Origin of the sequence: Stackebrandtia albiflava, assembly GCF_007994225.1 — a bacterium.
Classification (GTDB): Bacteria; Actinomycetota; Actinomycetes; order Mycobacteriales; family Micromonosporaceae; genus Stackebrandtia; species Stackebrandtia albiflava.
Genome location: NZ_VLLL01000006.1, coordinates 892,859 through 918,861, shown reverse-complemented (window position 1 = coordinate 918,861; position 26,003 = coordinate 892,859). Strand labels below are relative to the sequence as shown.

At 64.2% G+C, this 26,003-nt stretch carries 18 protein-coding genes; 6 read left to right on the top strand and 12 right to left on the bottom strand.

Annotation, left to right across the window (positions count from 1 at the left end):
* Positions 1–15: 15 nt before the first annotated feature.
* The 10 genes from LX16_RS15095 to LX16_RS15050 all read right to left on the bottom strand — a co-directional run bounded on the left by LX16_RS15095 (position 16) and on the right by LX16_RS15050 (position 11,299).
* Entirely contained in the window at positions 16–939 is a 924-nt protein-coding gene (locus tag LX16_RS15095; protein WP_147139323.1) for a hypothetical protein, read from the bottom strand.
* A gap of 48 nt (positions 940–987) precedes the next feature.
* A complete protein-coding gene (locus LX16_RS15090; protein ID WP_147139321.1) occupies positions 988–1,536 on the bottom strand; it encodes a hypothetical protein in 549 nt (182 codons plus the stop codon).
* A 13-nt stretch (positions 1,537–1,549) separates the two neighbouring features.
* Positions 1,550–2,092 carry an SUKH-4 family immunity protein gene (locus LX16_RS15085; protein WP_158645615.1) on the bottom strand — a complete coding sequence of 181 codons (543 nt, stop codon included), beginning with the start codon at positions 2,090–2,092 and terminating at the stop codon, positions 1,550–1,552.
* A 47-nt stretch (positions 2,093–2,139) separates the two neighbouring features.
* A complete protein-coding gene (locus LX16_RS15080; RefSeq protein WP_147139317.1) occupies positions 2,140–2,688 on the bottom strand; it encodes a hypothetical protein in 549 nt (182 codons plus the stop codon).
* Between the two features lie 267 nt (positions 2,689–2,955).
* On the bottom strand, positions 2,956–3,279 hold the full coding sequence (locus tag LX16_RS15075; protein WP_147139315.1) for a hypothetical protein: 324 nt from the start codon (positions 3,277–3,279) through the stop codon (positions 2,956–2,958).
* 331 nt (positions 3,280–3,610) lie between these two features.
* Positions 3,611–5,599, bottom strand: coding sequence for a LamG-like jellyroll fold domain-containing protein (locus LX16_RS15070; RefSeq protein WP_158645614.1), 1,989 nt, complete (start codon positions 5,597–5,599; stop codon positions 3,611–3,613).
* Positions 5,600–5,682: 83 nt separating this feature from the next.
* Positions 5,683–7,668 carry a M48 family metalloprotease gene (locus LX16_RS15065; RefSeq protein WP_147139310.1) on the bottom strand — a complete coding sequence of 662 codons (1,986 nt, stop codon included), beginning with the start codon at positions 7,666–7,668 and terminating at the stop codon, positions 5,683–5,685.
* 151 nt (positions 7,669–7,819) lie between these two features.
* Positions 7,820–9,823 carry a hypothetical protein gene (locus tag LX16_RS15060; RefSeq protein WP_147139308.1) on the bottom strand — a complete coding sequence of 668 codons (2,004 nt, stop codon included), beginning with the start codon at positions 9,821–9,823 and terminating at the stop codon, positions 7,820–7,822.
* A gap of 30 nt (positions 9,824–9,853) precedes the next feature.
* Positions 9,854–10,153: a hypothetical protein gene (locus LX16_RS15055; RefSeq protein ID WP_147139307.1), complete on the bottom strand. Its 300-nt coding sequence runs from the start codon at positions 10,151–10,153 to the stop codon at positions 9,854–9,856.
* Between the two features lie 36 nt (positions 10,154–10,189).
* The gene (locus LX16_RS15050; RefSeq protein ID WP_158645613.1) at positions 10,190–11,299 is read right to left on the bottom strand and encodes an O-methyltransferase; all 1,110 of its coding nucleotides are present in this window, start codon (positions 11,297–11,299) and stop codon (positions 10,190–10,192) included.
* A 158-nt stretch (positions 11,300–11,457) separates the two neighbouring features.
* Here LX16_RS15050 and LX16_RS15045 point away from each other — a divergent pair, with 158 nt between their 5' ends.
* From LX16_RS15045 to LX16_RS15035, 3 genes are all read left to right on the top strand, one after another.
* Positions 11,458–13,398, top strand: coding sequence for a glycosyltransferase (locus LX16_RS15045; protein ID WP_147139303.1), 1,941 nt, complete (start codon positions 11,458–11,460; stop codon positions 13,396–13,398).
* Positions 13,399–13,532: 134 nt separating this feature from the next.
* The gene (locus tag LX16_RS15040; protein WP_147139301.1) at positions 13,533–14,813 is read left to right on the top strand and encodes a nucleotide sugar dehydrogenase; all 1,281 of its coding nucleotides are present in this window, start codon (positions 13,533–13,535) and stop codon (positions 14,811–14,813) included.
* Positions 14,814–14,873: 60 nt separating this feature from the next.
* Positions 14,874–17,447 (top strand): glycosyltransferase, encoded by a 2,574-nt coding sequence (locus LX16_RS15035; protein ID WP_158645612.1) that lies wholly within the window; start codon positions 14,874–14,876, stop codon positions 17,445–17,447.
* Positions 17,448–17,652: 205 nt separating this feature from the next.
* Here the strand turns inward: LX16_RS15035 and LX16_RS26645 are convergent, their stop codons facing one another.
* Complete coding sequence (locus LX16_RS26645; RefSeq protein WP_158645611.1) at positions 17,653–17,805, bottom strand: hypothetical protein; 153 nt, start codon at positions 17,803–17,805, stop codon at positions 17,653–17,655.
* A gap of 138 nt (positions 17,806–17,943) precedes the next feature.
* Here LX16_RS26645 and LX16_RS15030 point away from each other — a divergent pair, with 138 nt between their 5' ends.
* Positions 17,944–19,992, top strand: a complete 2,049-nt coding sequence (locus LX16_RS15030; protein ID WP_158645610.1) for an acyltransferase family protein — start codon at positions 17,944–17,946, stop codon at positions 19,990–19,992.
* A 69-nt stretch (positions 19,993–20,061) separates the two neighbouring features.
* On the opposite strand, the gene LX16_RS15025 is transcribed toward LX16_RS15030, so the two are convergent.
* The gene (locus LX16_RS15025; protein ID WP_147139295.1) at positions 20,062–22,125 is read right to left on the bottom strand and encodes a glycosyltransferase family 4 protein; all 2,064 of its coding nucleotides are present in this window, start codon (positions 22,123–22,125) and stop codon (positions 20,062–20,064) included.
* 359 nt (positions 22,126–22,484) lie between these two features.
* Here LX16_RS15025 and LX16_RS15020 point away from each other — a divergent pair, with 359 nt between their 5' ends.
* Positions 22,485–23,921: a bifunctional cytidylyltransferase/SDR family oxidoreductase gene (locus LX16_RS15020; RefSeq protein WP_147139293.1), complete on the top strand. Its 1,437-nt coding sequence runs from the start codon at positions 22,485–22,487 to the stop codon at positions 23,919–23,921.
* The gene (locus tag LX16_RS15015; protein WP_147139291.1) at positions 23,918–25,915 is read left to right on the top strand and encodes a hypothetical protein; all 1,998 of its coding nucleotides are present in this window, start codon (positions 23,918–23,920) and stop codon (positions 25,913–25,915) included. Before LX16_RS15020 ends, LX16_RS15015 begins: the two co-directional genes overlap by 4 nt.
* The last annotated feature ends 88 nt before the right edge of the window (positions 25,916–26,003 follow it).

Genomic DNA, 26,003 nt, shown 5'->3' with positions numbered 1-26,003 from the left:
AAAGGTGCCACGAGGTCAGGTGTCGGATTCCGTCAGGGAGAAGTCGTAGCAGTCCCAGGGGTCGCCGAAGTGTTGTTCCCGGACCGCCAGGCGGGCCTCCTTGAGCGAATCCGCGAGCAGCTCCGCACGTTCCCCGGTCGCCCTCTCCCACTCCGCCTGCAATCGAGGCACCACGGACGGTTCAACCTGCGCCGTCATCTGCAGAACCCGATGCAGATGGCCAAAGCCGCACCGAGGTCGGACTTTCGAAGGCACGAACCGTAATTCCTGCGGGAAATATCCGTAGGCTGTCATCTTCCAGCCGGGAGGCGACTCGTTGGCTTTCATATCGAAATTCAGGCAGGGTGTCGGATCGACTTCCTGTTCACGCTTGAAGTGAAAGGCGTCCTCGATTGCCACGTCGAGTAGTTCAGCCCGGCGTCCGACAGCGTTCTCCCGCTTCTCTAGCAGAGTAGGAATCACCGAAGATTCCACGCCGGCGATACCGGAAACCAGATACAGCAGCGATTCGAGTTCGTCGTCGGGAGCATACTCAATATGGCGCAAATAAATGCACGAATGCCGGACGATGATTTCGTGCGTCAATTGGCAAAGGTCTTGTTCCGCATTCGTCACACTGCACCAGATGATTCCATGGTTACAGCTCATTCGAAGAAGGTTAAGCGGTGAGTACATCGCTTCATAATTCTGAAACAGACCGTTGCTCAACAGAGCGACCAGTGTCCTCGCGGCGTATGGTGACACCTCCCCGAGGCTTCCTTGCTCGGATATGAGACCGTCGAGTTCAACAAAATCGACCATGCCACGGATCATGGCGTTGTGCGCCAAGACGGGCCCGGTGTCCTTCGCACTCGTACCGATCGGGGTGAGCAACTCGCCCCAATCGAATGCGCCTACCATGGCATTCACTCGAGCTCGTTCATCATCGAACACAGTCACTAGGTCATCCTCATGCGACTTGATCGTATGGCTTCATTCTGATGGCGATCACGGCGACAAGCTCGCGACCATATAGTGCCACATTTCGATCCCGGCTATCACGCCGAATACTCCAATCAGCCAATCCAATAGAGATGGAGTGCATACCCATGCGAGAAGCCGGCAGAACATCGGCCTTACATGGACCTTACACACAAACCACTCAATGAACTGCATGAGAATCCAACGCCAGACGGTCCACAACAGGAGTGCGCACGCGAACCCGAGCATCCCGCAAGATGCCATATCGGCGATATGCACATCCTGATAGCCGAGCCCAGTGAGCTCGCGGTATGCGCTGACTCCCACGGTCGCAAGGGTTGAGAGCATCATTAGATGCGGCCATATGATCAGTCGATGCTCGATCGCCTCATATGCCTCCTCGATATGCCGAGGACGGAGAAATGCAATCTGCCGATAGTCACGGATGCCGTAACCGCTCTGAAGACTCTCATCGCTTCGCAGGCGATCATACAACGCCAGCCACACCGCCAGAACCCAGATCAGTATCGCTCCCGGGTCGAGAAGTATGCGATCTCGCCCCTTTTCAACAGGCATGTTTACCGCTCAGTCACCCACCGATTCCCACACCTAGAATCACCTCTGTCGCGAAGTCTCCGATCCGTATATCGTCGATGAAAACCGACCAGAAACCATTAGTCATAAAGGCTGTAGAGTCAACCGACTCCATGGCTATGACCAAGTCATCGGCGACACTATCACAAACATCGTCAGCTTCCGCAACCTCAACCTGGCTATAGTAAGGAAATCGATCCTCCGCAATTCGAGCGCATTCATTGAACTGCCTCAGAGATCGGTTCGTGTGCCACCACAACGCGCCGGGCTTGTCGCTGTATATAGTCACGACTACGCCGGTTTCCGGATCGATACAAAGTTGTTCGGTTCCTTCAGATGCCGTACCTATCAGCAGCAAGCCCTCACCGCTCGGCCAGTCGCTCATCTTGGCCCGAGGCAGCGGTTTGAACATGCCATTCAGAATATCGTCGACAATCTCGAGTTCGCCCAGCATTTGCCGAGTACGCACCGGAACCGCTGAGTCCAATTCGATGAACACAAGGTTGAACCCCGGCCAAGCCTCACTCATTTCACCCATTCGCCTGAGAACACTCCCGTCTAAACGAATCAAAGAAGGCGGACACCTCATGTCACCGATATCGAGAATGGCATTGCAAGCGTGAAGGCAATGGCCATGTTAAAGTATGCCAGGACGCAAAGCGCTCGCGCAAATCGGCTGTGGGGCACCTCGACAAGCCGGGCCAGCCGTCGTCGGCCCTTGCTCTTAATTCTGACGGGTTCGGGAAACGCCTTATGCCCTAGCACAATCGTCGCACAGTAGCGTGACGTGGAGATAAGAACCGAGAATCCACCAAGGATTAGGACCTGCAGGAGTCCCACAGATGCAGGTACCCTGAACGCGGAAGAAACTTCCAACTCCCACATACCCAGGAACATCAGGCCGTTGAACACCAATACAGTAAATGTATACAGCACCCAGCCAACCATTCTCGATAGGTTGGCCATGATTATTGAGCTAGACTCCATCTCGAATTCGGATCCGGCGCGACGTACCGCCTCGAAGCTCTCTTGCGAATGTCGTTCGCCGTCGTCACGTCGGAACTTCTGAGACAGGTGCACGTAAACAGCGAACACGTATCCACCAAGGTCGTCCAGTCGGCGTTTCTCAACCACCGCAAACCTCCGGTTCACGTGAGAACTCGCAGCTCGGCAATATCATGTGAGACACCTGTTCCGTTTCGATACTCGCAGTCTTCTTTCGACGACATTTCCGCGTCTCCCTTCTCTTAGATGATCACCTCGACCTCCGAGAGCGGGGTCGGGTTGCCACATATATGAACCCGAATACATTGGCGAAGCACTGTCTTGCCTTTCTCGAATGGGCATGTTCACCGCTCAATCACCCACCGATTCCCCATTGCTCAGCAACAGCCTGGGTGATCAATATTGCGGAGTCGCCACTATCGCCCCTGCGCCGAATATGCCATATATGTAATCCAGCACTGAAGGCGCGCAGAACCACCACCTCAGAAGCCGCATCGGCGTTCCATGCCAGTTCGTGATGTCGGCGACGAATTCACCGAAGTACGCCAAAACCCATCTGATTACCGAGATGAACGCCATCATGGCGGCAAATCCGGTGATTCCTAGTCCTGCGCCTTCCAAGGCCATCGAAAGTGGCGCATCGGCCGTCAGATCGTTGTCGATCTCCATCAGAACACCGCGAAAGATGACTACCGCGACGGCAAACATCAGCATATTCATCCACGCAAGCATTCGAGCCATGGACTGTTCGAACGCGTCAGCCCAGTCGCGAGGATACGAGAAAGCCGCCTTCCGGATTTCGGATGCCGATCGGTGAGACTCGGTGGCCCGCGGACTCCAGCGGCGATCCTGCCAAGAAATGACACCGGCCTGAAGCCAAAGCACTATACCTCCGGGGTCATATACCCGCTTCCGCCTCCAGGACACGGCCTTTCCCAACCTTTCCCATGTTCGCGGCGAAATCCCATTCAGAAGAAGGGATTCTTTCCCCTCGGGCTGCGCCCAGGAAAGTTCCGGGAGCGGCGTGGCACGCCGCTCCCGGAACGTCGGCTCAGGTGGCGGCCAATTCGGCGATCCGCTCGGCACCCAGCGTGGAGTACCAGACGCGAAGCTCGTCGAGCGATCCGGCGAAGTGCCCGACCGCCGTGCCGTTCTCCGAACCGGCACCGAGTCGTAGGCCGGCCATGGCCGAGAACCCCTCGACACCGGTCACCGTGCCGGCGAGGGCACCGTCGACGTACAACCGCAGTTCACCGTGAACGGCGTCGAAGACGCCGGCGAGGTGAACCCACTTGCCCACCGCGACCGGTCCGTGGGCGGCCACCACCTTCTCAACCGCACCGGTGGCGTCCTCGGCGGGCATCGCGAGTTCCCATCCGCCCGTCACTCCGGAGTAGCGCAGTTGGAAACCGTCGACGTGCTGACCGCCCTGCGACACCAGGGTCATCGTGCGGTCGGCCGCCTCCATCGGCTTGGCCCACAACGCGAAACTGAACGAGGCGGAGGTGTCGATCACGGGCTCCGACGTGGTGGCGCAGGCGTTGCCGCTCGGCTGCCAGGCGCCCTGTCCCCGAGCCGACTCGAACCGGTTGGGTCCCCAGGTGAAGTCGCCGTCCGCGGCGAGATCGTTGTCGCCCTGGTAGTCCTCGAACAGCACCGGTTCGGGACTTCCCGGCCCTTCGAGGGGGTAGTAGGCGACCTGGCGCACCACCGTCGCTCCGTGAACCCGGGCCACCTCCTCGGCGGACAACATGCCGTCCCAGGCCCTCACGTCGGAGACCGAACCGGTGAAGTGATCACGATCGCCCGCGTGACTGGTGCGCTGACATCCCACGAGAAACGGCCCCTCTGACTGCCAGGGCATGCCGTCGACCACGAGCGATCCGTTCCACCGACCGTCCACATAGAGATTGAGCGTGCCGGTGCTCGCGGCGAACGTCAACGCGAGGTGTTGCCACTCCCCGGTCGCCGGTTCGTCGGATCTGATCGCCCGCCACTCCGGATCTTCCACCGAATCGGCCGTGGCGACGGTCGCGTGCCAGTACCCGTCCTCGTAACGCTGGATCCGGAAGGCGGCACGGTGCTCGCCGATCTGCGACACCAGACTCATCCGCTCCGTGCCGGAATCCGCCGGGTCGGCCCAGGCCGAGACGGAGAACGAGTCGGCCGTGTCGACGGCAGGGCCGACGGTACTCAGGCACTGGTCACCGCCGAGGACGGCCGCCGAGTCGGCCACCAGTCGCTGGTCGGGGCCGAACCCGACACCGGCGGGCACCGCCAGATCGTTACCGGAACCGCTGGAATCGACGCCGTCACCGTGCAGACCCCAATGGCCGGTGAGGGCGGGCCGATGCACGAAGAAGTCGTAGGTCACCCTCGTGGAACGGTTTCCCGCCGCGTCGACTGCCCAGACATCGAGGATCTCCGGTCCACCGTCCGGCACCACGGTGAGTTCGGCCGTGCCCGTGGAGGGAAGCCGTTCGGCAGGCGCGTCGAAGTTGAAGCCGTATTGGAATTCGCTCATGCCGGACAGCGCGTCGGCCGCGGTGAGCCTGAAGGTGACGGGTTCACCGGGGCGTGGCGGTCCCGAGATGAGCTCCACGATCGGCGCCGAGGGTGCCGAGGTGTCGACGCTGAAGTGACACATCGGTGTCCACGGTGTGACGTCGGCGGTGTCGGTGCCGCGTACCCGCCACTCGTACGCCCCCTCGGACAGGGCGGTCGGTGTCCATGACCGTTCCTGTCCGCTCATGGTCCATGGGGTGGTCCCGCTCAGCGGGCCGGATGGGCCGTCGAGTGCGAACTCGACCTTCACCGTCCCGTCGGCGTCGTCGGCCTGGCCGTACAACATGGGCGTGGAGTCATTGATCCAGGGGCCGGGCGCCTCGGTGGCGCAGTCGCCTCCGGGAGCGGTGCGGACGGCGACCGGATCGGTGGGCGGGTTACCCGCCGCCCGGGCAACGGCGGGAGAGGCGACCATGATGGACAGGCCGCCGAGGGCCGCCACGATCGCGCGAGCCGACCATCGCGATCCGGGCACGGCACGAGGACAGATCGGAACTGGGGGCATCGGTTCCTCCGGAACGAACGGGCATCGGGGACCAGGTGCCGGCCGGTCGCGAACTACACGCCTCGATGATCATCGCGGTTGCGCCGTCGCACTCGGTTAAGCCGGGCCATCGGTCGGGCCCCTCCGTCTAATCCGTTGTGGAACAACCGTGCCGTATGGTCAACCGCGTCGAACAGCGATTCGGTGCGGTGGGTCCATTCGATCCGGTGTGTGTGCCGCACGGTGTGGACCCAGAACCGATACGGCGGTTCCCTCCGGTCGGCGTATCGGTCGACGACGGCCCGCCACCACCGGCTCACCGGCACGATGCTCCACCGCCTGACTTCGCCGAGCCCCAGCCAGCGGTATCCCGCGAGCCGCCGCAGGTCATCGATCTTGTGATCGGACAACCTCTCTCTGATCCTCGCCCGAGCGCCGCCCTCCGTGATCCCGGGCATGAACAGCAGTCCGCGATCCGTGATGACCAGATCACCGTCGACGCCGTTGAGCCGGACCGCGCCGATCCCCGACCACACGACGGGTTCGGCCGGATCGCCCTCGTCCTCGATGGCGGACACCGACTCGATGTCGATGCCGGCCGCCGCAAGCGCGGTACGCAGGGCCTCCCCGGAACCCGGAACGGTGGTCAGTATCGCCGCGAGACTCGCGGGGTCGGCTGAGGTGCCCGTGGGTTCCCATGTGAAGTCACCGGTTCGAGCGTCATAACGACTCGTCAACCCGCCCGCGTCCGCCATTGCCATGTGAATCATCGCGGCCAACCCGTTATGAGGGTGCTCTCCCCAGTGGAGGCGGTTGAAGAGCCGGGTTCCACGGCCGGCTTCGACCTCCTCGACGATGAATGACAGGTTCGCGGTACCGGAGTCGCTGCACCGCCGTAGATCGCGGTACGCCGATACCGCCTCCAGACGCTGCTCGTGCAATGCGATCCGCTCGATGAGATCCGGCCAGTTCAGGTGTTGCAGTGGGCGGAGAGCCGACAGATCCGCGTCGACGATTGCGGCGATGCCGTCGAAGTCGGCCAACAGGTCCCGGGCGGAGGTGTCGGCGCCGAGGCGTAGGGCGGCGTCCCCTCCGGGCAGCGCCTTCAATCGGGGTTCCAGGTCGCGCCACGTCGCATGGTGAAGCCCGAAGTCCGCCATGCCCGGACCGATTCCGGCAAGGATCTCACGGGATCCATCGGCGAGGAAATCGGCAAACGGGCCGCAGATACCGCTGGGGCCCAGGCCGATCACGCCTCCCCGCAGAACCAGTTCGTAGAACCGGTTCCAGGCGATCTCGCGCACCACCATGGCAAGGATCGATTGCCTGACCGTTTCGGGCCCCACACGTCGCGCCGCCATCGCGTCCCCCATCAGGTCCACGCGTTCACCCAAGCGCCGGCAGATCGGGTTCCTGACGACCTTCCGATACATCCGAAGTAGCATCCCCGACGGCCCGTCCATGGGAATCTCCTCCCGCCACGAGGGAAATCCGACGAGGTTTCGCAGCATCTCCCGCACCACTGCCCTAGTGCCGATGGCGTGGATACCGAGTTCCCGCACGAGCAGTTGACGCAGTTCCTCTCGGGACGCGGACGCGAGAACCGCCATACCGATGTAGAGGCGACGTTCGGCATGTCCGCGGAACCTGTACGACCGGGGCTGCTCGGTCAGCGTCAGGACGGCCCGCCACACCACCCGGATCTCACCTGGTGCCACGACACCGAGCTCGTCCGCCACCATCCTCACCATGGCCCAGAGCCCGGGCGCCGCGTCCTCGGTGAGGGCGTGACCCGTCGGTCTCTCCACTCTGGCCTGAATCTCCCGTAGCAACGCCACCAGTAGAACACCACTCACCGCAATGGCCGCGAACGCGGCGAGGAACGCCACCGGTCCCGGGTACGTCACCGAGACGAAGACGCCCGCAGCGGTGAGAACGAGCCCCGTTCCCGCCAAGACGATCGGCAACCCGATGTCTACGACGACGAGCAGCAGTGACAGGAACGTGATTCCCCGCCTGCCGACGGCCGTAGACGAGTCGGCGACGACTGTTGCGTGCATTCCAGACCTTCCAGACGATTGGCGGAAGCGCCGGACCCGGAGACGTGATCGCGTCACGGCGTCGGGCGACGGCCCGGTCGCTGCTTGACGCCGCTATCGGCGTATCGGTTGCACCACACGTCAGCGTTCATCCGTTCGGCCGCCGAGCGGTTCAAGCGGGGTCGGTGCGCAACTCGGCCGCGAGGTGGAAGACCGCGGAAGGCAGCGACTCGGTGCGCTCGGTCCAGCGGATCAGGTGGCGGCGGCCTTCGACGGTGACGATGTCGATTCTCCACGGAGGCTCGATCGCCGCATGGTCCGCGTCGGTCGTCAACTCCCACCACAGGGACGGTGGCGCCACCGATGCGTCCGACACGTCGTGGAACGGCAACCAGCAGCCCGGGCGCGCCATGAGAGTCCGCAGCGGCCACCGTGACAGTATCGCCGCCAGCCTCTCGGGGGCGGCGTCCGATTCGGCCGGCAGCCCCGGCACGAACAGCAGGCCGGCCGTGGTGACGACCAGGTCTCCCAGGGTCCCGTTGACCTCCACCGCACCGATGCCCGTGTACGGCACCGGAACCCGATGGTTCGGCACCCGGTCCCCCGGCCTCGGTGTGAGATCCACTCCCGACTCGGTGAGCTGCCGGGCGACCCGCCCCGCAGACTCCGGATCGGGAGTCAGCATCACCGCGATCCGCTCAGCGTCGAACAGCTCACCGTCACGGTCCCTCACCTCGATGCCGTCGTCGCCTTCGGCGATGTGGAGTACACCCGAGTCGTAAGCCGCCGTCCAGATCATGTGTGCCAGGCCGACGGTGGGCACGCCACCGATCGCAAGCGCACGGAACAACTCACCACCGCGTCCGGCGGCCACCTCATCGAGCACGTGCGACAACTGCGCGAACTCGTCACCGATGGCCTGTGCAGACAGCCGGCGCGCCTCCTCCGCACCACGCCGGTGCGACCCTACGGTGACCGCTTCGACGTAATCACTCCAGTCGAGGTACTCGGTACGGCCAAGCGAGTACAGACGGGATTCCATCAGCGACGTCAACGCGTCGACATCGGTGACCAAGCCGGATGCGGCGGGAACGGTGTCGTGTGTCGGCGGCCGCCCACCTGGTAGGGCCGCGAGTCGGCGACCGAGCTCCCCCCGATCCGGCCAACGCGTCGAAACGTCGTCCGTCACGACCCGGCGGCCGTAGTCGTCGATCCGCCGCGCCACGAAATCGGCGAAGGCGGCGTAAGCGTGACGGGGTGCCACGACTTCGGCGGGCCCGGAAAGCAGACGGTACTCCAGGAAGTCCTCCCACGCGGCCATCCACAGCGCCAGCGACCAGATGCCGTACCGGACCGGTGAGGCACCGGCGACCGCGGCGGCGGTGTGATCGCCCATCGACGTGAGGCGTCGGCGGGCCGGTCTCGTCACGATGTCACGGACGCGCCGGCATTGCCTGACGATCATGGCGGCCGGACCCCGACGGCCGGGGACACCCAGCGACACCGGCGTGTCGATCAACCGCAGCGCCTCGCGGCGCAGACGGCCGTGTGAGCCGGCGGCGGGCGCCAGAGCCACCGCCAGAAGCGCCCGGAGTTCCACCTGCGATGCCATCGTCAACACCGGCATCCCCAAATACAGCCGATACTCCCGATTCCGTGGCATGAAGCTTCGTGGCGGAGACTCCAGATGACAGTCCGGCCAGGTGATCATCCGGATCTCGGCGGGTACCGGTGCGGTCAGTTCGGCGGCCACCTCCCGGATCACGGCCCATAGACCGGGCGCCGCCTCGGGCGACAGTGAGTAACCCGAAGGCCGGTCGGCGCGCATGGTCCTCAGCGCCCGCAACAGGCCCAACAGCAGGTTCCCACCGACCGTCAACGCGATCGGTACGCCGAGGATCAGCAATCCCGTCTGTGTGGTGTCCGGCAGGTCCCGATCGCCGGTGCCCCACCACAACAACCAGACCGCCGATGCCAGCGCCCCCAAGCCACCGATGAACAACACGGCGAAGACTCCCCACGTCAGACCGACGATGAGTAGGGCGTCGAAAAGAGTACGGCTGCGGCCAGCCGGACGGGGCAGTTGCATGACGGGGCTTCCTCCGACGAAGGCGAACCGGGCGGGGGCGGCGTCGGTCCTCGCGGGCAGCGGAGCGACACCGGTGTCGAACCTCACGCCGCTGCGGCACGGTGGGTTGCACGTCTTTCAGGGGCGGTCGTCAGGGACCGTCACCTCGGCCGGCTCTCCACTCCGGCACCGCGATTCCTCGAGTTGCCGGCTGAGAACCCGAACCTGCTCCCGCAACTCCGCCACTCCGGTGTTCGCGGAGCGCAGTGCCTCACGGAACCTCATGCGTGAGTTCGCATGTTCGCGAGCCGCCAGTACCGCGAACGTCAGCGCCGCGAGCTGCACGGCGCCGATCACCCACAGTAGACCGACGACTCCGAACCAGGCGGTTCCCACGATCATCGCGAGGACGAACGCCACCAGGAGCGGTACCGTCACCCGCCAATCCGTCAACCGATCGAACACGGAACTCGCCTACTCCGGAGCCTTCGTTCGCAGCTCCAATGTGCCCTTTTCGTGCACCAGCCGACTCGCCGTCCATTCCGGATCTGACTCCTGCCACATCCGGCCCACCTCGCGTTCCTGTTCTCGCCGGTAATCATCCAATACGATGACCGCGTCTGAGGCGAGCCGGTCCCGCAACAACGGCACCGCCGGATACCGCGACTGTTCTCCCACCGCAGCGGGTGGTCCGTCCACGACGACAAGGTCGAAAGGACCCTCGGGAATCTTGGCCGGGTCGTACCACGGCCATATTTCGTCCTCGATTTTCACTTCCACCAACGGTGCATGGAGTACCGTCGCCCAGTCACCGAGTCCGTGGCGCTCCAGAAGCGTGGTCGTCTCAGCCGCATACTCGGCTAGATGTTCAAGAGCAACCACTCGTCCCTCCCCCTGCTTCCGCATCGCATACGCCATCACCAGAGTCGTGACACCACTGCCACATTCGACGACTGACTCCCTCTTCTCGGTGCATACCAGCTCGTACAGGTAGCGCAACAGATCCGGAGAAGCCGCCCATCCGGCGAGTGGTGGAAAGGCGAAAGGTGGATCGAGATCGCGATACAGATTGATCAGCGATTCCACTTGACTGTACTGATTGCGCCCTGCCCGGCGCAGCGCGGCTTCAACTCCGCTCTGCTCTTGAACCAGCTTGGAGAGCCGCCTGCGATTCTCGGCAGTCACCGTCGCCACGGATTTCACCACTTCAGTGATCCGATCGAACCGGGGCTTGTGTTCGCGAACGGCGGTGATGACGACGCGATGCCGTTCCAGAGCCTTCTCTCGCTGCCGCTTGTCGAGCGTGACGACCGACTTCGAGACCGACTCCACCGCTCGGCGGATGTCCCGCGACGCCTCGGACTGCTCGGTGCGGATCTGGGCGAGGAGCTTCCAGGTGCGTTCCATGTCACGCACCCGTCGCCTGTCGTGGGCGGCCTGCCTCCGTCCGAGCAGCCCCAGGAGGAGCAGTACAGCCACCTGTCCCACGGCGACCACCACGAGCAGCCCGGTCGATCCCTGCCACACCAACGAAGCGGCCGCGACGGCGATGAAGCACACGGCCGCGACCAGCAGGATCTTCACTGTGAGAAGCCGGTGAAGCATCGACTGTCCCCTCCTAGACTGTGACGGACAGGACTCAACCGTGCCGGGGTGGAGCGCGTTTAACCTAGCGCAACCGATCCCCTCATCCAAGGTCGCCGTGGTGGCGGCCGCACCCCCTTCAAGCCGGAGACTGCCACGTGACCGGGCCCGAGATCAGCGTCATCGTCGCGGCGTACAACGCCATGCCGTACCTGTCGCGTTGCCTGGACTCGGTGGGGGAACAGACCCTGGAACCGGCACGGCTCGAGGTCATCGTCGTCGACGACGGCTCCACCGACGACACCGCGGGCCACCTCACCGAGCGGACGGCCGACCGACCGGGTTGGCGGGTGATCCGGCGGGAGCACAACTCCGGCGGACCGGCCGTTCCCCGCAATGACGGTCTCGACGTCGCACGGGGCGAGTACGTGTTCTTCCTCGACGCCGACGACTACCTCGGACCCGAGGCACTGGCGCGGATGCTGGCCATGGCGCGGAAGAACGACTCCGACATCGTCCTCGGCAAGATGGTCGGCATCGGAGGACGTGCCGTACCGAGATCGATGTTCACCCGTGACCAACCACGCACCACCGTGTGGGATTCCCGGGTGTTCTGGGCGCTGAACCCGCTCAAACTTTTCCGGCGTGAATTCATCGAACGGCACGGCCTGCGGTTTCCGGTCGATCTGCCGGTAGGCCAGGACCAACCGTTCGTGGCACGGGCATACGTCCACGCGAAGGTCGTGTCGGTCCTGGCGTCCTATGACTGCTACTTCGCCCGCCTCCGCGACGACGGCGGCAACAACACACAGCGCGAGGGCGGTGCCGTTCGTCGGCTGCCACTGTTGAACGCCATGTTCTCGTTGTTGCCGGAGATCGTGGAGCCCGGTGAACGCCGCGACCTCCTGCTGCGCCGCGTGTTGCAGAGCGACCAACGGGAGTTCCTGGAACACCTGGGCAGGGAGAACGACCCCGCTCTGCGACACCACGCCTTCGACGTCTTCCGGAACCACGTGTCGCGCTTCGCGACACCGTCGGTGGTGTCGCCGTTGCCGGCCTCCGATCGCCTCCGCCTCGAACTGGTGCGGCGCGGCGACCTGGCGGGAGCGGTCGAGATGATGCGATTCCAGAAGGACGGGGAACCGTGGAACGTCCGGGTCGACGACGGCCGCGCCTACGCCGAATACCCCGGCTTCGAGACCGATCTCCCCCGGCATCTCTTCGACGTCACGGACGAGCTGTCGGTGGTTCACCGGCTCACCGCCGCAGCGTGGGGGGACGCCGGTTTCCACATCACGGGTGAAGCACGAATCCCCGGCCTTCCGGTGTCGAGTCTCACCGCGCAGGTCGTACTGGTGACGCGCGACGGCTCGACTGCGTACCCGGTGCCGACCCGGTGCGTGCCCGTGGAGGACCGGATCCGCTTCGAGACCGCACTCGACTTCACAGATCTCGGCGGTACCCTCATCACGCCGGACCGGTGGGACGTGTTCGTGGACCTCGACTGGTCGGGGGTTCATCGGCGGGTCCGAATCGGGGCGCGCCGCGATGCGGACGTGATGACCGGCGAATCCACCCGGCTGGTCGGCGACGGCATCGATGTCCGCACGGTCACCGCCTACCTCACGAAGCCGTTCGGGAACCTCAGCTTCGACGTCGACATGCGGCGTGGGCGGAGACCACTGCCGGTGACGGTCGCCCTGACGACGCGCGGAGGCGCGTTCAGGGGAACCGGCACGGTCCCCGCCATCGGATTGCCACAGGATGCGATCCGGTGGTCACTGCGCACACCGGCGGGCGACAGGGTCCCGCTGCCGGGTGGTTCCTCCGGAACGGGACACTTCGACTGCGCACTTCCCGCGAGGAGACTCGTCACCAACGGTCGGCTCGAATGCACCATCCGGGGGCTCACCGGCACCGATCCGACTCCGGTGCTCGCGGGAGGCGAGCCGCCTCGCCTGCGGGCGTGGTGGCCGTCGCCACGCACATGGCGGATCCGACGGCATGGCACCCAGGTGAGGGTGGATAACGCACCGATAACGCCGGTTAAGATCATGCGACGGCTACGGCGTCGGCTTGCCGGCACATTCGGACGCTGACCGCTGAACACGGGATTCGAACTCAGCGCGATCGGCGTCGTGACGGAGTGAGACGACCGCCCCTCGGCACCGCCTCGTATCGTGAGACGAGCCGACCCCACGGATACTCGCTGGCCCGCAAAGGAACTCTCGGTATGCACAACACCCCGCCGACCCCGGACGTCGTCGTAGTCGGGATGGGCTATGTCGGACTTCCCCTCGCCAGGGAGGCGTCCCGGGCTGGACTCCTGGTCGTCGGCCTGGACCTGGACGCCGACGTGGTGGCCGGGCTGAACGACGGCCGGTCACACGTCGACGACATCTCCGACGCCGACGTGACACGGATGCGGGAGGCCGGGTTCGTCGCGACCACCGACCCTGCGGTGCAGGCCGGCGCGGGGGCGATCGTGATCTGCGTTCCCACTCCGTTGACAGCCGACGGCGGTCCCGACCTGGCCGCGGTCAACGGTGCCGTGGCCGCTGCGGCCCGTCATCTTCGGCCCGGCACCCTAGTCGTCCTGGAGTCCACCACCTACCCCGGCACCACCGACGAGGTGGTCAAGCCGGTCCTGGAGGGGTCCGGACTACGCGCCGGCGTCGACTTCCATCTGGCGTTCTCCCCCGAACGGGTGGACCCGGGCAACCCGGTCTTCGGGGTGGCGAACACCCCGAAGGTCGTCGGTGGTGTGACGCCGGCCTGCGGTGACGCCGCCGCCGCCTTCTACGGCAAGTTCGTCGACACGGTGGTCCGCACCCGGGGAACCCGGGAGGCCGAGATGGCGAAACTGCTGGAGAACACGTATCGGCACGTCAACATCGCCCTGGTCAACGAGATGGCGATCTTCTGCCATGAACTCGGCATCGACCTGTGGGACGTCATCAAGGCGGCCAAGACCAAACCGTTCGGGTTTCAGGCGTTCTACCCGGGCCCCGGTGTCGGCGGGCACTGCATCCCGATCGATCCCAATTACCTGTCGCACCGGGTGAAGGGCGCTCTCGGCTATCCGTTCCGGTTCGTGGAACTGGCGCAGGAGATCAACGCCCGGATGCCCGACTACGTCGTGCGGCGGGCGATGGATCTACTCAACGAGCAGGGCCTGGCGTTGTCGCGTGCGAAGGTCCTGTTGCTCGGTGTCACGTACAAGGCCGACATCGCCGACCAACGGGAGTCGCCCGCCCAGCCGGTGTGCCGCAAGCTGCGGAAGATGGGCGCCGAGGTCTCCTATCACGACCCGTTCATCGAGACCTGGGAGGTCGACGGGCGTCCCGTCGCACGCGCAGCCGATCTGCGCAGCGCTCTGGCCGAAGCCGACCTGACGATCCTGTTGACCGCGCACACCGATTATCGAGCTGCAGACTTCTCATCGGTCAGGTCGTTGCTCGATACACGAAACGCGACGGCCGCCCCGAGGCGACATGCGATCGCAATCCTTTAAGCACAGACTTTCGGCCACAAGCGAGTGAACATGAACGCGGCAGATGGGAACGGAGTTGTCTTGCAGCCCGAATCCAACAAGGGCGGTCCAACACCAGGAATGCGTGGCGATCCGTCGGACTTTCCGGAGGCGATGCTCGCTAGTTACCTGAAGATCGCGGACAAGCGCTCGAAACCGGCGCTGAGAAACACTGCGTTGCGCACGAGATCGCTCGCCGCTCGTGAACTGCTCGCCTATGCCGCCGGCGGGCCGAACGTCAGCCTTGCCCAGTTCATGGCTGCTGCCCATGGCGATCGTTCGATACTTCCCAAGAGATCCTCGCTCATCCGCAGCACCAAGCGGTTCCTGGAACTCGCCCAAGTAATCGGACTCCAAAAGATACTTCCCAGCGATGAGACCGACAGCTTCCTCCTCTATGAGCTTGCCCTGGAGATGTTCCAACCGGCAGACCTCTCACCGCGGGATCAAACAATCCATACTCAGCTCGCCTTGGTAACCGACCGGTTCGAACGTGCAGTCGAACTGTATGGTGTCTATGGGAAGATTTCGGAGAAGTCACGTACTTTCCTAGAGCTCGATTTCATCAATCCTTTCGTGCGCTCGGGCTCCGTGGAACGTTGGCTTCAGATGTTCAACACCTTGCTGCCTTCACCGATCACACTGGGCTCCGGCATAACGCCATTTGACAGCATCACCTCGAGTCATCCGCACTCCACCGTTTCGCACGAGGCGAAGATCACGGTGGTGATCACCGCGTTCCGTCCCGGCCGTGACTTGGTTACCGCAGTCCGGTCGATACTCGACCAGACTTGGCAGAACATCGAGGTGCTCATCGTCGATGATGCCTCGCCAGCCGTACATATGGCGGTATTGAATGAGTGCCTCGATCTCGATAGCAGGGTCAGGTTGATCACACAGCCGGTCAACGCCGGGACTTATGCTGCTCGTAACACCGCCATCCGCGCTGCCAGCGGTGATTTCATCACCTTTCAAGATTCGGACGACTGGTCACATCCGCTTCGTCTTGAACGACAGATCGAACCCCTGCTCCAGACACCGGATGTCATGGCCACCCTGTCGGATGCTCTGAAGCTGACCAACGATCTGAGACTCAACCGGCCCGGCCGGACAACTCGTGACATCTCCACTGCTTCGTTGATGTTTCGGCGCGAGCCGGTCGTCGCACGAATCGGTTTCATGGACAGTGTCAGAAAGTCTGCCGACACGGAGTATCACCGTAGAATCGTTGCGGCATTCGGAGAGGGCTCGGTCCTGCGGATGGACGCCGTCCTGGGACTTGTACGGATGTCAGAGGATTCGCTATCGCGCTCGGAGTTCCTCGCAGGATGGATGCACCCCGCCCGGGCCGCATATCGATCGGCGTACGGCCTCTGGCATGAAGCCATTGCAAGCGGTGATGCCGACCCCTACCTATCGGACCGGTTGGAAGAGCGGCCATTTCAAGCTCCCGATCACTTCACGACCAAGCCCGCTTCTTCTGTGATGGACGCGAAGTTCGACGTTATCTACGCCAGCGATTGGCGCCCTTACGGGGGCCCGCAGAAATCGATGATCGAGGAGATCAAGGCGTTGACCCGACGAGGGCTTCGGGTCGGTGTAATGCAGATGGAAGCATACCGGTTCATGACGAAGTTGAAGCTTCCGCTATGCCGTCCCATACAAGAACTGATCAACCAAGACGTCGTGCACCACGTTCTACCTTCCGACCACACTGAAGTGCGGCTGCTCGTCATTCGCTATCCACTCGTTCTTCAGTTTCCCTCAGATGCGCCGACGAATGTGAAGCCCGACAACGTCGTCATTCTGGCAAACCAGGCTCCCTCCGAATCAGACGGCACGGACCTTCGGTATGTACCCTCGGCCTGCACCAAGAATGCCAGGCGCCTGTTCCATGTCGAGCCGATGTGGTGTCCGCAGGGCCCTAGCGTCAGGGAAGTGCTGGAGAAGCTACTGCCAGCCCGGCAACTCGCACCATTCGACATGCCAGGCATCCTGGACATCGACGAATGGAATTTCTCGCGCACGGGTTTCCGTTCGCAGTTGCCGGTAATCGGTCGACATTCTCGGGATCATTGGTCCAAATGGCCGGAAAGCCGCGATAGGTTGCTACAGGTCTACCCGGACAGCCCCAACGTCGACGTCCGAGTCATGGGCGGGACCGACGTGGCAGCGGGATTGCTGGGCGGCAAGATTCCCTTGAACTGGGTGTCGTACGACTATGACGAAGTCGGTGTTCGTGAGTTCCTCTACCAACTCGACTTCTTCATATACTTCCCACATCTGGTTCAGATCGAGGCATTCGGTCGTGCAATCCTAGAGGCACTTGCCGCCGGATGTGTCGTCATCCTGCCACACCGCTTCGAAGCGACATTCAAGGACGCGGCGGTGTACTGTGAAAGCTTCGAAGTGAGCGAGGTCGTGGATGGATTCCGTTCGTCACCCAGCGCATTCTTGCGACAAAGCAGACTCGCCCGGCAACGAGTGACCGAACGGCACAGTCACCAATCGTATTTCGATCTTGTGTCTCGTTACCTTTCACCACGGATCCCTGAAATGCCGCAAGGAATGATCACGCTCTCCAATCAGGAACGAAAGGTCGTCGCCAGTGAGTAGGCTGTCACCACGGATCCGCCGGTTGCTGACCTTCCGACAGGCCGTGAGCATCGCGCTAATGGTCGGCATCACCGTCGGCATCACGGTTGGTGCTGTCGTAGGCAGCGATGCGGTACCTCTTGTCGGCCTCGGGCTTCTTTCCGCCTTGCTATTCATATCGCTATTGCAAGTCCGCCGAAGAATGGCCCAGGATCGCCGAGGTATTTCACAGCGCATCACCACCAGCAGGCAACATCTCGAATCCCGAATGCAGGTTCTTCAGGCTCAAACTGTTGACGTAGACCGGCGCATCGAGATGTTGCAGCGCCGACTCCTCGCAGTCATCGAAACCGAGCGACTCGCCGCAAGCGAGCGTCATGACGAAATCCTGTCGACTCTCGCCTCTCTACGGCATCCCCCATCCGAGTAGAACGGGCGAGCCTTGAATTCGGACACCACCCCACGCGTCGACTTCGAAAGAGCGCACCCACGCAGCGAAACCGTCCACATTGGCAGATTGCCGTTCCGCCCTGACATCGAAGGCATCAGGGCCATCGCCGTGCTCCTGGTGGTGCTCGCGCACGCCGGTGTACCGTTCCTCCAGGGTGGCTACGTGGGCGTGGACGTCTTCTTCGTCATATCGGGCTTCCTGATAACGAGCCTGCTGTTTAGTGAGTTGGAACGCACCGGCACGATCTCGATCCGCCGTTTCTACGCCCGGCGTGCGGTCCGACTGCTCCCTGCGGCGACGCTCGTCATTCTGGCGACGTTGTTCGCGGCGTGGTTGTGGCTGCCGGTGACCCGATTCAAGTCGATCGTCTTCGACGCGGTGTCGAGCGCCTTCTATGTCATCAATTACCGGCTTGCCGTGAACGGTACGGACTACCTGGCTTCCGAAGAGGCACCGTCCCCATTCCAGCACTTCTGGTCGTTGGCGGTGGAGGAGCAGTTCTATCTCGTCTGGCCGATCCTGCTGATCCTGACCGCGGTGATCTGGCGGAAGCGGCCCGCGACCGTTCGACGACCGATCTTCCTCGTGCTGCTTCTCCTGGCCGTGGTGTCGTTCTCTCTCAGTGTGACGCAGACGGCGTCCGCAGCTCCATGGGCTTACTTCGGCATTCACACTCGCGCCTGGGAACTGGCACTCGGAGCGTTCGTGGCACTGTCTGCGACCCAGGCCGCCAAGCTCCCGAAAGCCCTGGCGTCAGCCATAAGCTGGCTCGGTCTGGCGGCCGTGGTCACAGCCGCCGTCCGTTTCGACGCCGCGACCGAGTTTCCGGGCTACCTGGCCTTGTTGCCGACTGCCGGCGCCGCCTTGTTGATCTTCGGCGGTTGCGCCAAGCAGGGGGACGTGCAAGGGCTGCTGTCGACGCAGCCGATGCAGTTGATCGGGAAACTGTCATACGGCTGGTACCTGTGGCATTGGCCGTTGTTGATCATCGGACCGGCCGCGTTCGGCATCGAGCCGTCGATCACCGCCGGATTGGGCTTGGCCGGCGCCGGGCTTCTGTTGGCCGCGATTTCGTACGAACTGGTCGAAAATCCACTTCGTGGCGCACCTTCCCTGCGGAGGCGTCCGTTCCGTGGTATCGGTCTCGGTGTCGCGATGTCGGGAATGGTGGCCTTGGCGTCAGTACTCGCCGTCACGGTGCTACCGCAGGCGACCGGCACCGGTAATGCCGCCGATCCCGGACTGGAGCTGACGGAGGGGGGCTTCACCCAAGAGCAATTGACCGAATTGCTGATCGAAGCGGCGGAGACCACCACCGTCCCGGCGAACCTGAAGCCCTCGCTGGAGGATGCCAAAGACGACCAACCGGTGACGTACCCCGACGGTTGTCATCTGGGCTTCGATGAGACAACGGCCGAATCGGACTGTCTGTACGGCGACCCGAACGGCGAAAACACGATGGTGCTCATGGGTGATTCTCATGCGGCTCAATGGTTCCCCGCCTTGGAAGCCATTGCCCGGGAAGCCGGATGGCGGTTGTTCAATGCCACTAAGAGCGCCTGCCCGGTGGCCGACGTGGCAACGTACAACTCCACGTTCGACCGTCCGTATACGGAGTGCATCGATTGGCGAAACGCCACGTTCGAATGGATCACGCAGACGAGACCTCAACTGGCCGTGATTTCGACTAGCGACGGAAACAGCGCCGATGGGCAAGGGAACCTGGATCAACTGTGGCTGGACGGTATTTCAAGCACAGTGGATAGATTGCAGGAGGGTGATACTCGGGTGGCCTATCTCGCCGACACCCCGTCGTTCGCACATGACGTGCCCGAATGCATAGCCGATAACCTGTCGAACGTGACCCCTTGCGTTCAGGCCACGACAGAAGGTTACCGGGAGCCGAATCGTCGACAGATGGTTATCGACATGTTGTCGCAGACCGAGGTGAAGGTGATTGATCCAGGGGCATGGATATGCGGGCCTGAGACATGCCCTGTCATCGTTGGAAACCTGATGGTATTCAAAGACAAACATCATCTTTCCACGCCGTACGTCAGGATGTTGACGCCTCTGCTGGCAGACGCGTTGGGGTTTGGCGGATCAGGCGACTGATAGGACGAGCGTGGAAGGCCCAGCTTCATCCACTATGGATCGAAATGACCGCCTTGTCCCAACATGGTTCTAACGCATGTCGCTTGCAGGCACCGGTGCGACGCGAATCGACAGTTTGTTATCGGCGGTGAACAGTGGCGCGATCTCCATGTCTCGGCCACTCTTGTGCGGTCGTTGGATCTTCTTGAACGGCGTTACGCGACGTTTGTCGGGAATATCGTCGAAGAAGCGGCCTGGCATGACCTCGCGCCGTGGTTCGTTCAACGGACGGAGCCACACGCGCCAGTCCGCAGCAATTGGAGCCTCCGACTCAGTGAGCACCTCCGTCGGCAAACGCAGTTCGAACCGGCCGCCAACCACCGTGATAGGGATATCCCTCAATCGCGCCGGCAATCCCTTTCGACCGAGAACGCCGGATATTCCGCCCTCCGGCCAGTCTCCGAATAGGTCTCCGCTGATCGTCAAGTAGGAGCCCTCCCACGCAAGTGATGCGACTTCGGCATGCATCTTCCTTCTCCAGACCCGCAGCACCAACTCACCAGCATGCGCCCCTGGAACGACCACGGCGGAGACGGCGCGTTCCGGAATCTGTTCAACCAGTGCGCGGTTGTCGACGAATCGCAGAACCGGACGTACGCCTGCCACGTTGAGGAACCACCTTCCGCTTCGCAAGCGTCGCACCAGCTCTGAGTCGATCTCGGCCAAAGCGATACCGTCGGCCCTCCTCAAATGCAACCGCACCGGAGAACTGTCTCCGTCCAGGATCAGGCGGACATCTGCGTCAACAGGAACCCCCTCTAGGCGCAGTATCAGTCGGTCGAACGACAACGCATGACAACTAACGCGAACAGTCGACCGCGGTGAGGTCGTCGACAGCTGGTCGAAGCCACCGGATCCTCCAGCTCTGCCGCGAAACGAAGTACGATGCCGGATCCTCCGGAGCGTTCGTCGACCCCGCGTCGTCGCACGAAGACGATCCATCAATGCTTCGAGTTGCGCGGCCACCGCCTCGGGGCGGTAGGTCCGTGCCTTCTCCAGGGCGGCCGACGCCAGTTTCCGGCGGAGCGCCGGGTCCTCGATGAGTTCGCACAGGCCCGCGGCGATGGCGGCGGGGTCACCGGGGTTCACGAGCAGGCCGTCGACGCCGTCGTCGATGAGTTCGAGCGGCCCCATCCGGCAGGCGGTGGAGACGACCGGCAGGCCGGCGCCCATGGCCTCGATGATCGTCAGGCCGAAGGACTCGTACTCCGAGGTGACCGCCGCGATGGAACCCTTCACCCACTCGGTGTCGATGGGTGAGTAGGGACCCATGAGCATGGCGGAGTCGTTGAGGCCGAGCTCCGAGACGAGTTCGCGCAGGTTCGCGGTCTCCGACCCGACCCCGTAGATCCTCAGCCGCCAGTCCGGGTGGCGCCGGACCACCTCGGCGAACGCCTTGATCAAGAGGTCGTAGCGCTTGACCTTCTCGATCCGGCCGGCCGCCACGATGAGCTTCGATGTGCCGTCGGCCGGTTCCACCAGGCACGCCGGAACGCTGTTCGGTATGTGGTGGACGCGGTCGGCCAGATGTGGCATCTCACGGCGGTAGGTGTCGGCATCGGCGGAGCTGACCGTCACGAGGGCGTCGAGCTTGCGGTACGCCTGTGACAGGGAGGACCGCAGTCCGGCGGAGTGGTAGTCGTGGAACATGTGCTCTTGGCCGATCAGCACGGCGCTGCGCGGCGCGTAGTGGGACAGGTAGACGTTCAGGCCCGGTCTCGTGCCGACCCAGACGTCGGTGCGATGCCTCTGCAGGAAACGGCCCACCCGCCGGTCCGTCAGCGCACTGTACTTGTGGTGGATCGTCTCGTGCTTGGGGAACACGCGTGACGGCTGCTCCAGCAGCGCCACATCCTCCGCGCTCTCGATGGCTCCACCGTCACCGGGCCGCCGGTCTTCCGGCCTTCGCCGGTCGAGCAGCGAGATGACCGGGACTCGGGGATCGAAGGGAAGGCGCGGCCGGGTCGCGCCGCGCATCACGGACACGATCTCGACCTGATGGCCCCGATCCGCGAGCGCCGACGCCGAATTGAGCGTCGAACGGATGGTGCCGCCGAGGCCATACATTCCGTGCACGAGGAAGGTGATCTTCATTCCCGGGAGGTTCCGCTCATAGGTGTCGGGGTTGCGGGTGCCGGCCGCGGAGGTCGTCGCCTCGATGGGTCCGGAGGGGCCATGGGTCGGGCGACACCGGCCCAATCTAGCAGCACTTCGCGGGAGTGAGGCGTGGTCGGGAGCGGCGGAGGGGCGGCGTTCGCACGCGTTTTGCCCGATGGTCGGCGTCCGTTATCGTGTAGGACGATGCCCTAGGGTTGAATTGCCCCCGGCGTTCAGGCACGGAAACCCCGGGGACACCCTCACCACAGTCTGTGCTCCGCCCCCGGAAGCGCACTCGTTGAGAACAGGAGCGTGGGATCGCGCCGCCCGGAGACGGCGACCGGTCCGATTCGATGATGACTTTGGAACACGCCGCGCGCCGGACGGTGGCCGTGATCCTCGCCGGCGGCACGGGCCAGCGATTCGGAGCGCGGTTGCCCAAGCAGCTTCTGAAGGTGTCGGGAAAGCCGATCCTGGAACACACCCTGGCGGTGTTCCAGGCCAGTGACGTGATCGACTCGATCCTCGTCATGATGAACGCCGAGTTCATCCCCGAGGCCGAGAAGATCGTCGGGGGTGGCGGATTCGACAAGGTCACCGCGGTACTGCCGGGCGGGGCGAGCCGCAGCGAGACGACGATCGCCGCACTGACCGCCATCGGCGACCCCGACTGCAAACTACTGCTGCACGACGCCGTGCGTCCGCTGGTCGACCAGCGCATCCTGCGGGACTGTGTCGACGCCCTCGACCGGTTCGACGCCGTGGACGTCGCGATACCGTCCGCCGACACGATCATCGAGGTGGACTCCCACGACGGTGACGAGACGATCACGGGCATCCCGGACCGCGCGCGGCTCCGGCGCGGCCAGACCCCTCAGGCGTTCCGGCCGTCGGTGCTGGCCGACGCCTACGCGCGGGCCGCCCGCGACCCGGGGTTCACCGCCACGGACGACTGCGGCGTCGTCCGGCGTTACCTTCCCGACGTGCCGATTCACGTGGTGAACGGCAGCGAGCACAACATGAAGGTGACCCACCCGATCGACATCTACCTCGCCGACCGCCTGTTCCAGCTGGCGTCGCACGCCGCGCCCGAACCGAGAAGCCCCCGGGAACTCTCGGAGGCGTTGGAGGGCCGCACCGTGGTGGTGTTCGGGGGGAGTTACGGCATCGGCGCCGCCATCGCCGACATCGCCCGTGGGCACGGCGCCTCGGTGGTGGGTCACAGTCGTTCCACGACCGGGGTCCACGTGGAACGCCCGGAGCAGGTCGCGGCGGCGTTGGAGGCCGCGCACCGCGAGTACGGCCGGGTCGACTACGTGGTCAACACGGCGGGGGTGCTTCACAAGATGCGTCTCGACCAGTGCGACGACGCCACTCTCGACGCCGCGATGCGGGTGAACCTCCTCGCACCGATTCACATCGCCCGCAGCGCGCTTCCCTACCTGCGGGAGACGTCCGGTGGGCTGCTGCTCTTCACGTCGAGCTCGTACACCCGGGGCAGGGCCGGCTACAGCCTCTACTCGTCTGCGAAGGCGGGGATCGTGAACCTGGTGCAGGCGCTCGCCGACGAGTGGGCCGAGGACCGTGTCCGGGTGAACTGCGTCAATCCGGAGCGCACCGCGACGCCGATGCGCAGCCGGGCGTTCGGTGAGGAACCGGCGGGGTCGCTGTTGAGCGCGGAGATCGTCGCCCGCAACTCGGTGGACGTGCTGGTCTCGAATCTCACCGGTCACGTCATGGACGTCCGCCGCCCGTTCGCCCCGATATCTCCCACGGAGGACGCGGCGACATGAGTCAGGTCATCTCCGAGGTCCGTTCCGCGCCTCCTTCCGCACACGCCGCGATGGGGCTGCTGCTCGCGGGGATGGCGGCGGCGCCGGTGCTCGCAGTGGCGTCGCCCTGGTGGGTGTTCGGGTCGGTACTGGCCGGTACCTACGTCGCGGAGATGTGGACCGCCCGCAAGATCCCGGCGTTCGTGGACATCCTCCGCCGGGTGCAGCTGGGCACCTCCGTACTCACGCTGATCCGGCAGATGTCGGTGATGTTGCTGGTCGCCGCCTACGGCACCGTCAGTACGATCGGCCTACTGGTGCTGGCCGCCGGCGTGGTCACGGCCCATCTGGTCCGGGCTCTGGTGACGGGGCTGGAGACCTATGTCACTCAGCGGCGGAAGCTGCCGGTCGCGAGCCGGAACGTGGACCTGTCGAAGCTCCGGATACCCGATGCGTTGCATCCGCGTTGGATGCCGTCGCAACGGCGGATCCTGTTCGAGATGGACATACCGATCACGGTGGGCGTCCTGGCGGCGATCGGGTCCGGCGTCGAATGGCCGGTTCCGGCGGGATGCGCGGTGGCCGTGGTCATCGCGGGTCTGCGAGCCGTCGTCCTCCTGGTCGACGCCAAACGTAACCGGCACCTGGCCCGGAAACGTTGGGTGCTCGACCGGGTGCGGGAGCAGGTCGCCAGGTCGAAGCCCGAGGTGGCGCTCTACTTCACGGGTTCGCTCACCAGCATCTACCAGATCAACATGTGGCTGCGGACCGTGGAGCAGCTGAACCGCCCGGCCGTGATCATCATGCGGGAACGGGGACTGCTGCAGCAGCTCGGCCCGACGAGCACTCCGACGGTGTGCATCCCGGACAACATCGACCTGATGAACTTCGCGCTTCCCACGATCCGCACGGCGTTGTACCCGGGCAACGCCGGCAAGAACATCCACATGCTGCGGATTCCGGGCGTGACGCACGTGTTCATCGGTCACGGTGACAGTGACAAGCCGGCCAGTTTCAACCCCTTCTCCAAGGTGTACAACCAGATCTGGAGTGCCGGGCGCGCCGGGCGGGACCGCTACCGGGTCGCGGACATCGGTGTGCGTGACGAGGAGATCCGGGAGGTCGGCCGCCCGCAGCTTCAGGACGTCGTCGCCGCGTCGGAGCACCGCGCGCCCGAGGCGTTGACGGTGCTCTACGCGCCGACCTGGGAGGGTTGGACCGCCAACCTCCAGCACACGTCTCTGGTCACGATGGGCCCGCATCTGGTCGAGTACCTGTTGAAGGAGGTTCCGGGCGTCAGGGTGTTGTACCGGCCGCACCCGTTGACGGGTACCCGTGACCGGGCCACCTCGGCGGCGCACCGCCGGATCACCGAACTCCTCGACGCCGCCAACACCCGCGACGGCCTCCCGCCGGCGGGCTGGGTACCGCCCGAGCTGGCGCCGATAGCCGCCGAGATCGCGCGGCTGGGGGCGTCCCCGACCGGCATCGACGAGGCGCAACGGTCGCGTGACGCCGGGACGGCCCGCGCCGACCTCGGCGACGAGATCGAGCGGCTCCGGAGACGCTGGCAGGACGGGTACTGGGGCGCCGCGGGTCCGCAACAGCACCACGTGGTCGCTCACATGCCGTTGCCCACCCTGTATGAGATGTTCAACCAGGCGGACGTCCTGGTCACCGACATCTCCAGCGTCGTGTCGGACTTCATCGCCAGCGAGAAGCCGTACGTGGTGTGCAATCCGTCCGGTGGCGACGCGGCCGCCTTCCAGACCGCGAATCCGTCGACGAAGGGCGGTTACCTGCTGTCACCCGGACTGTCGGGTCTCGGTGACATCGTCGAACACGTCAGGAAGCTGCGCGCCGACCCGACGTACCGCGATCCGTTGGCGCCGGAGCGGACCCGGTTGCGCGAGTACCTGCTGGGTCCGGCCGAGCCGTCGTCCGCGGTGCGGTTCGCCGCCGCCGTCGACGAGGCGGTGGCCGCGGCGCGTGGCGCCGAGCGGGCGGCGGAATGACGGCGGTCGGCACCATGGTCTCCACCGGTTATCCTTTATCGACACGGTGTTCGCGCCATCTCGTCGCATCGAATCCCCCTGCCACGGA

Bases quoted from the DNA above. Each gene is read 5' to 3' on its own strand.
- LX16_RS15090 (WP_147139321.1), bottom strand. From the start codon at position 1,536: ATGCCTGTTGAAAAGGGGCGAGATCGCATACTTCTCGACCCGGGAGCG.
- LX16_RS15085 (WP_158645615.1), bottom strand. From the start codon at position 2,092: ATGGGTGAAATGAGTGAGGCTTGGCCGGGGTTCAACCTTGTGTTCATC.
- LX16_RS15075 (WP_147139315.1), bottom strand. From the start codon at position 3,279: ATGAATATGCTGATGTTTGCCGTCGCGGTAGTCATCTTTCGCGGTGTT.
- LX16_RS15065 (WP_147139310.1), bottom strand. From the start codon at position 7,668: ATGCACGCAACAGTCGTCGCCGACTCGTCTACGGCCGTCGGCAGGCGG.
- LX16_RS15040 (WP_147139301.1), top strand. From the start codon at position 13,533: ATGCACAACACCCCGCCGACCCCGGACGTCGTCGTAGTCGGGATGGGC.
- LX16_RS26645 (WP_158645611.1), bottom strand. From the start codon at position 17,805: ATGACGCTCGCTTGCGGCGAGTCGCTCGGTTTCGATGACTGCGAGGAG.
- LX16_RS15025 (WP_147139295.1), bottom strand. From the start codon at position 22,125: ATGAAGATCACCTTCCTCGTGCACGGAATGTATGGCCTCGGCGGCACC.
- LX16_RS15020 (WP_147139293.1), top strand. From the start codon at position 22,485: ATGACTTTGGAACACGCCGCGCGCCGGACGGTGGCCGTGATCCTCGCC.
- LX16_RS15015 (WP_147139291.1), top strand. From the start codon at position 23,918: ATGAGTCAGGTCATCTCCGAGGTCCGTTCCGCGCCTCCTTCCGCACAC.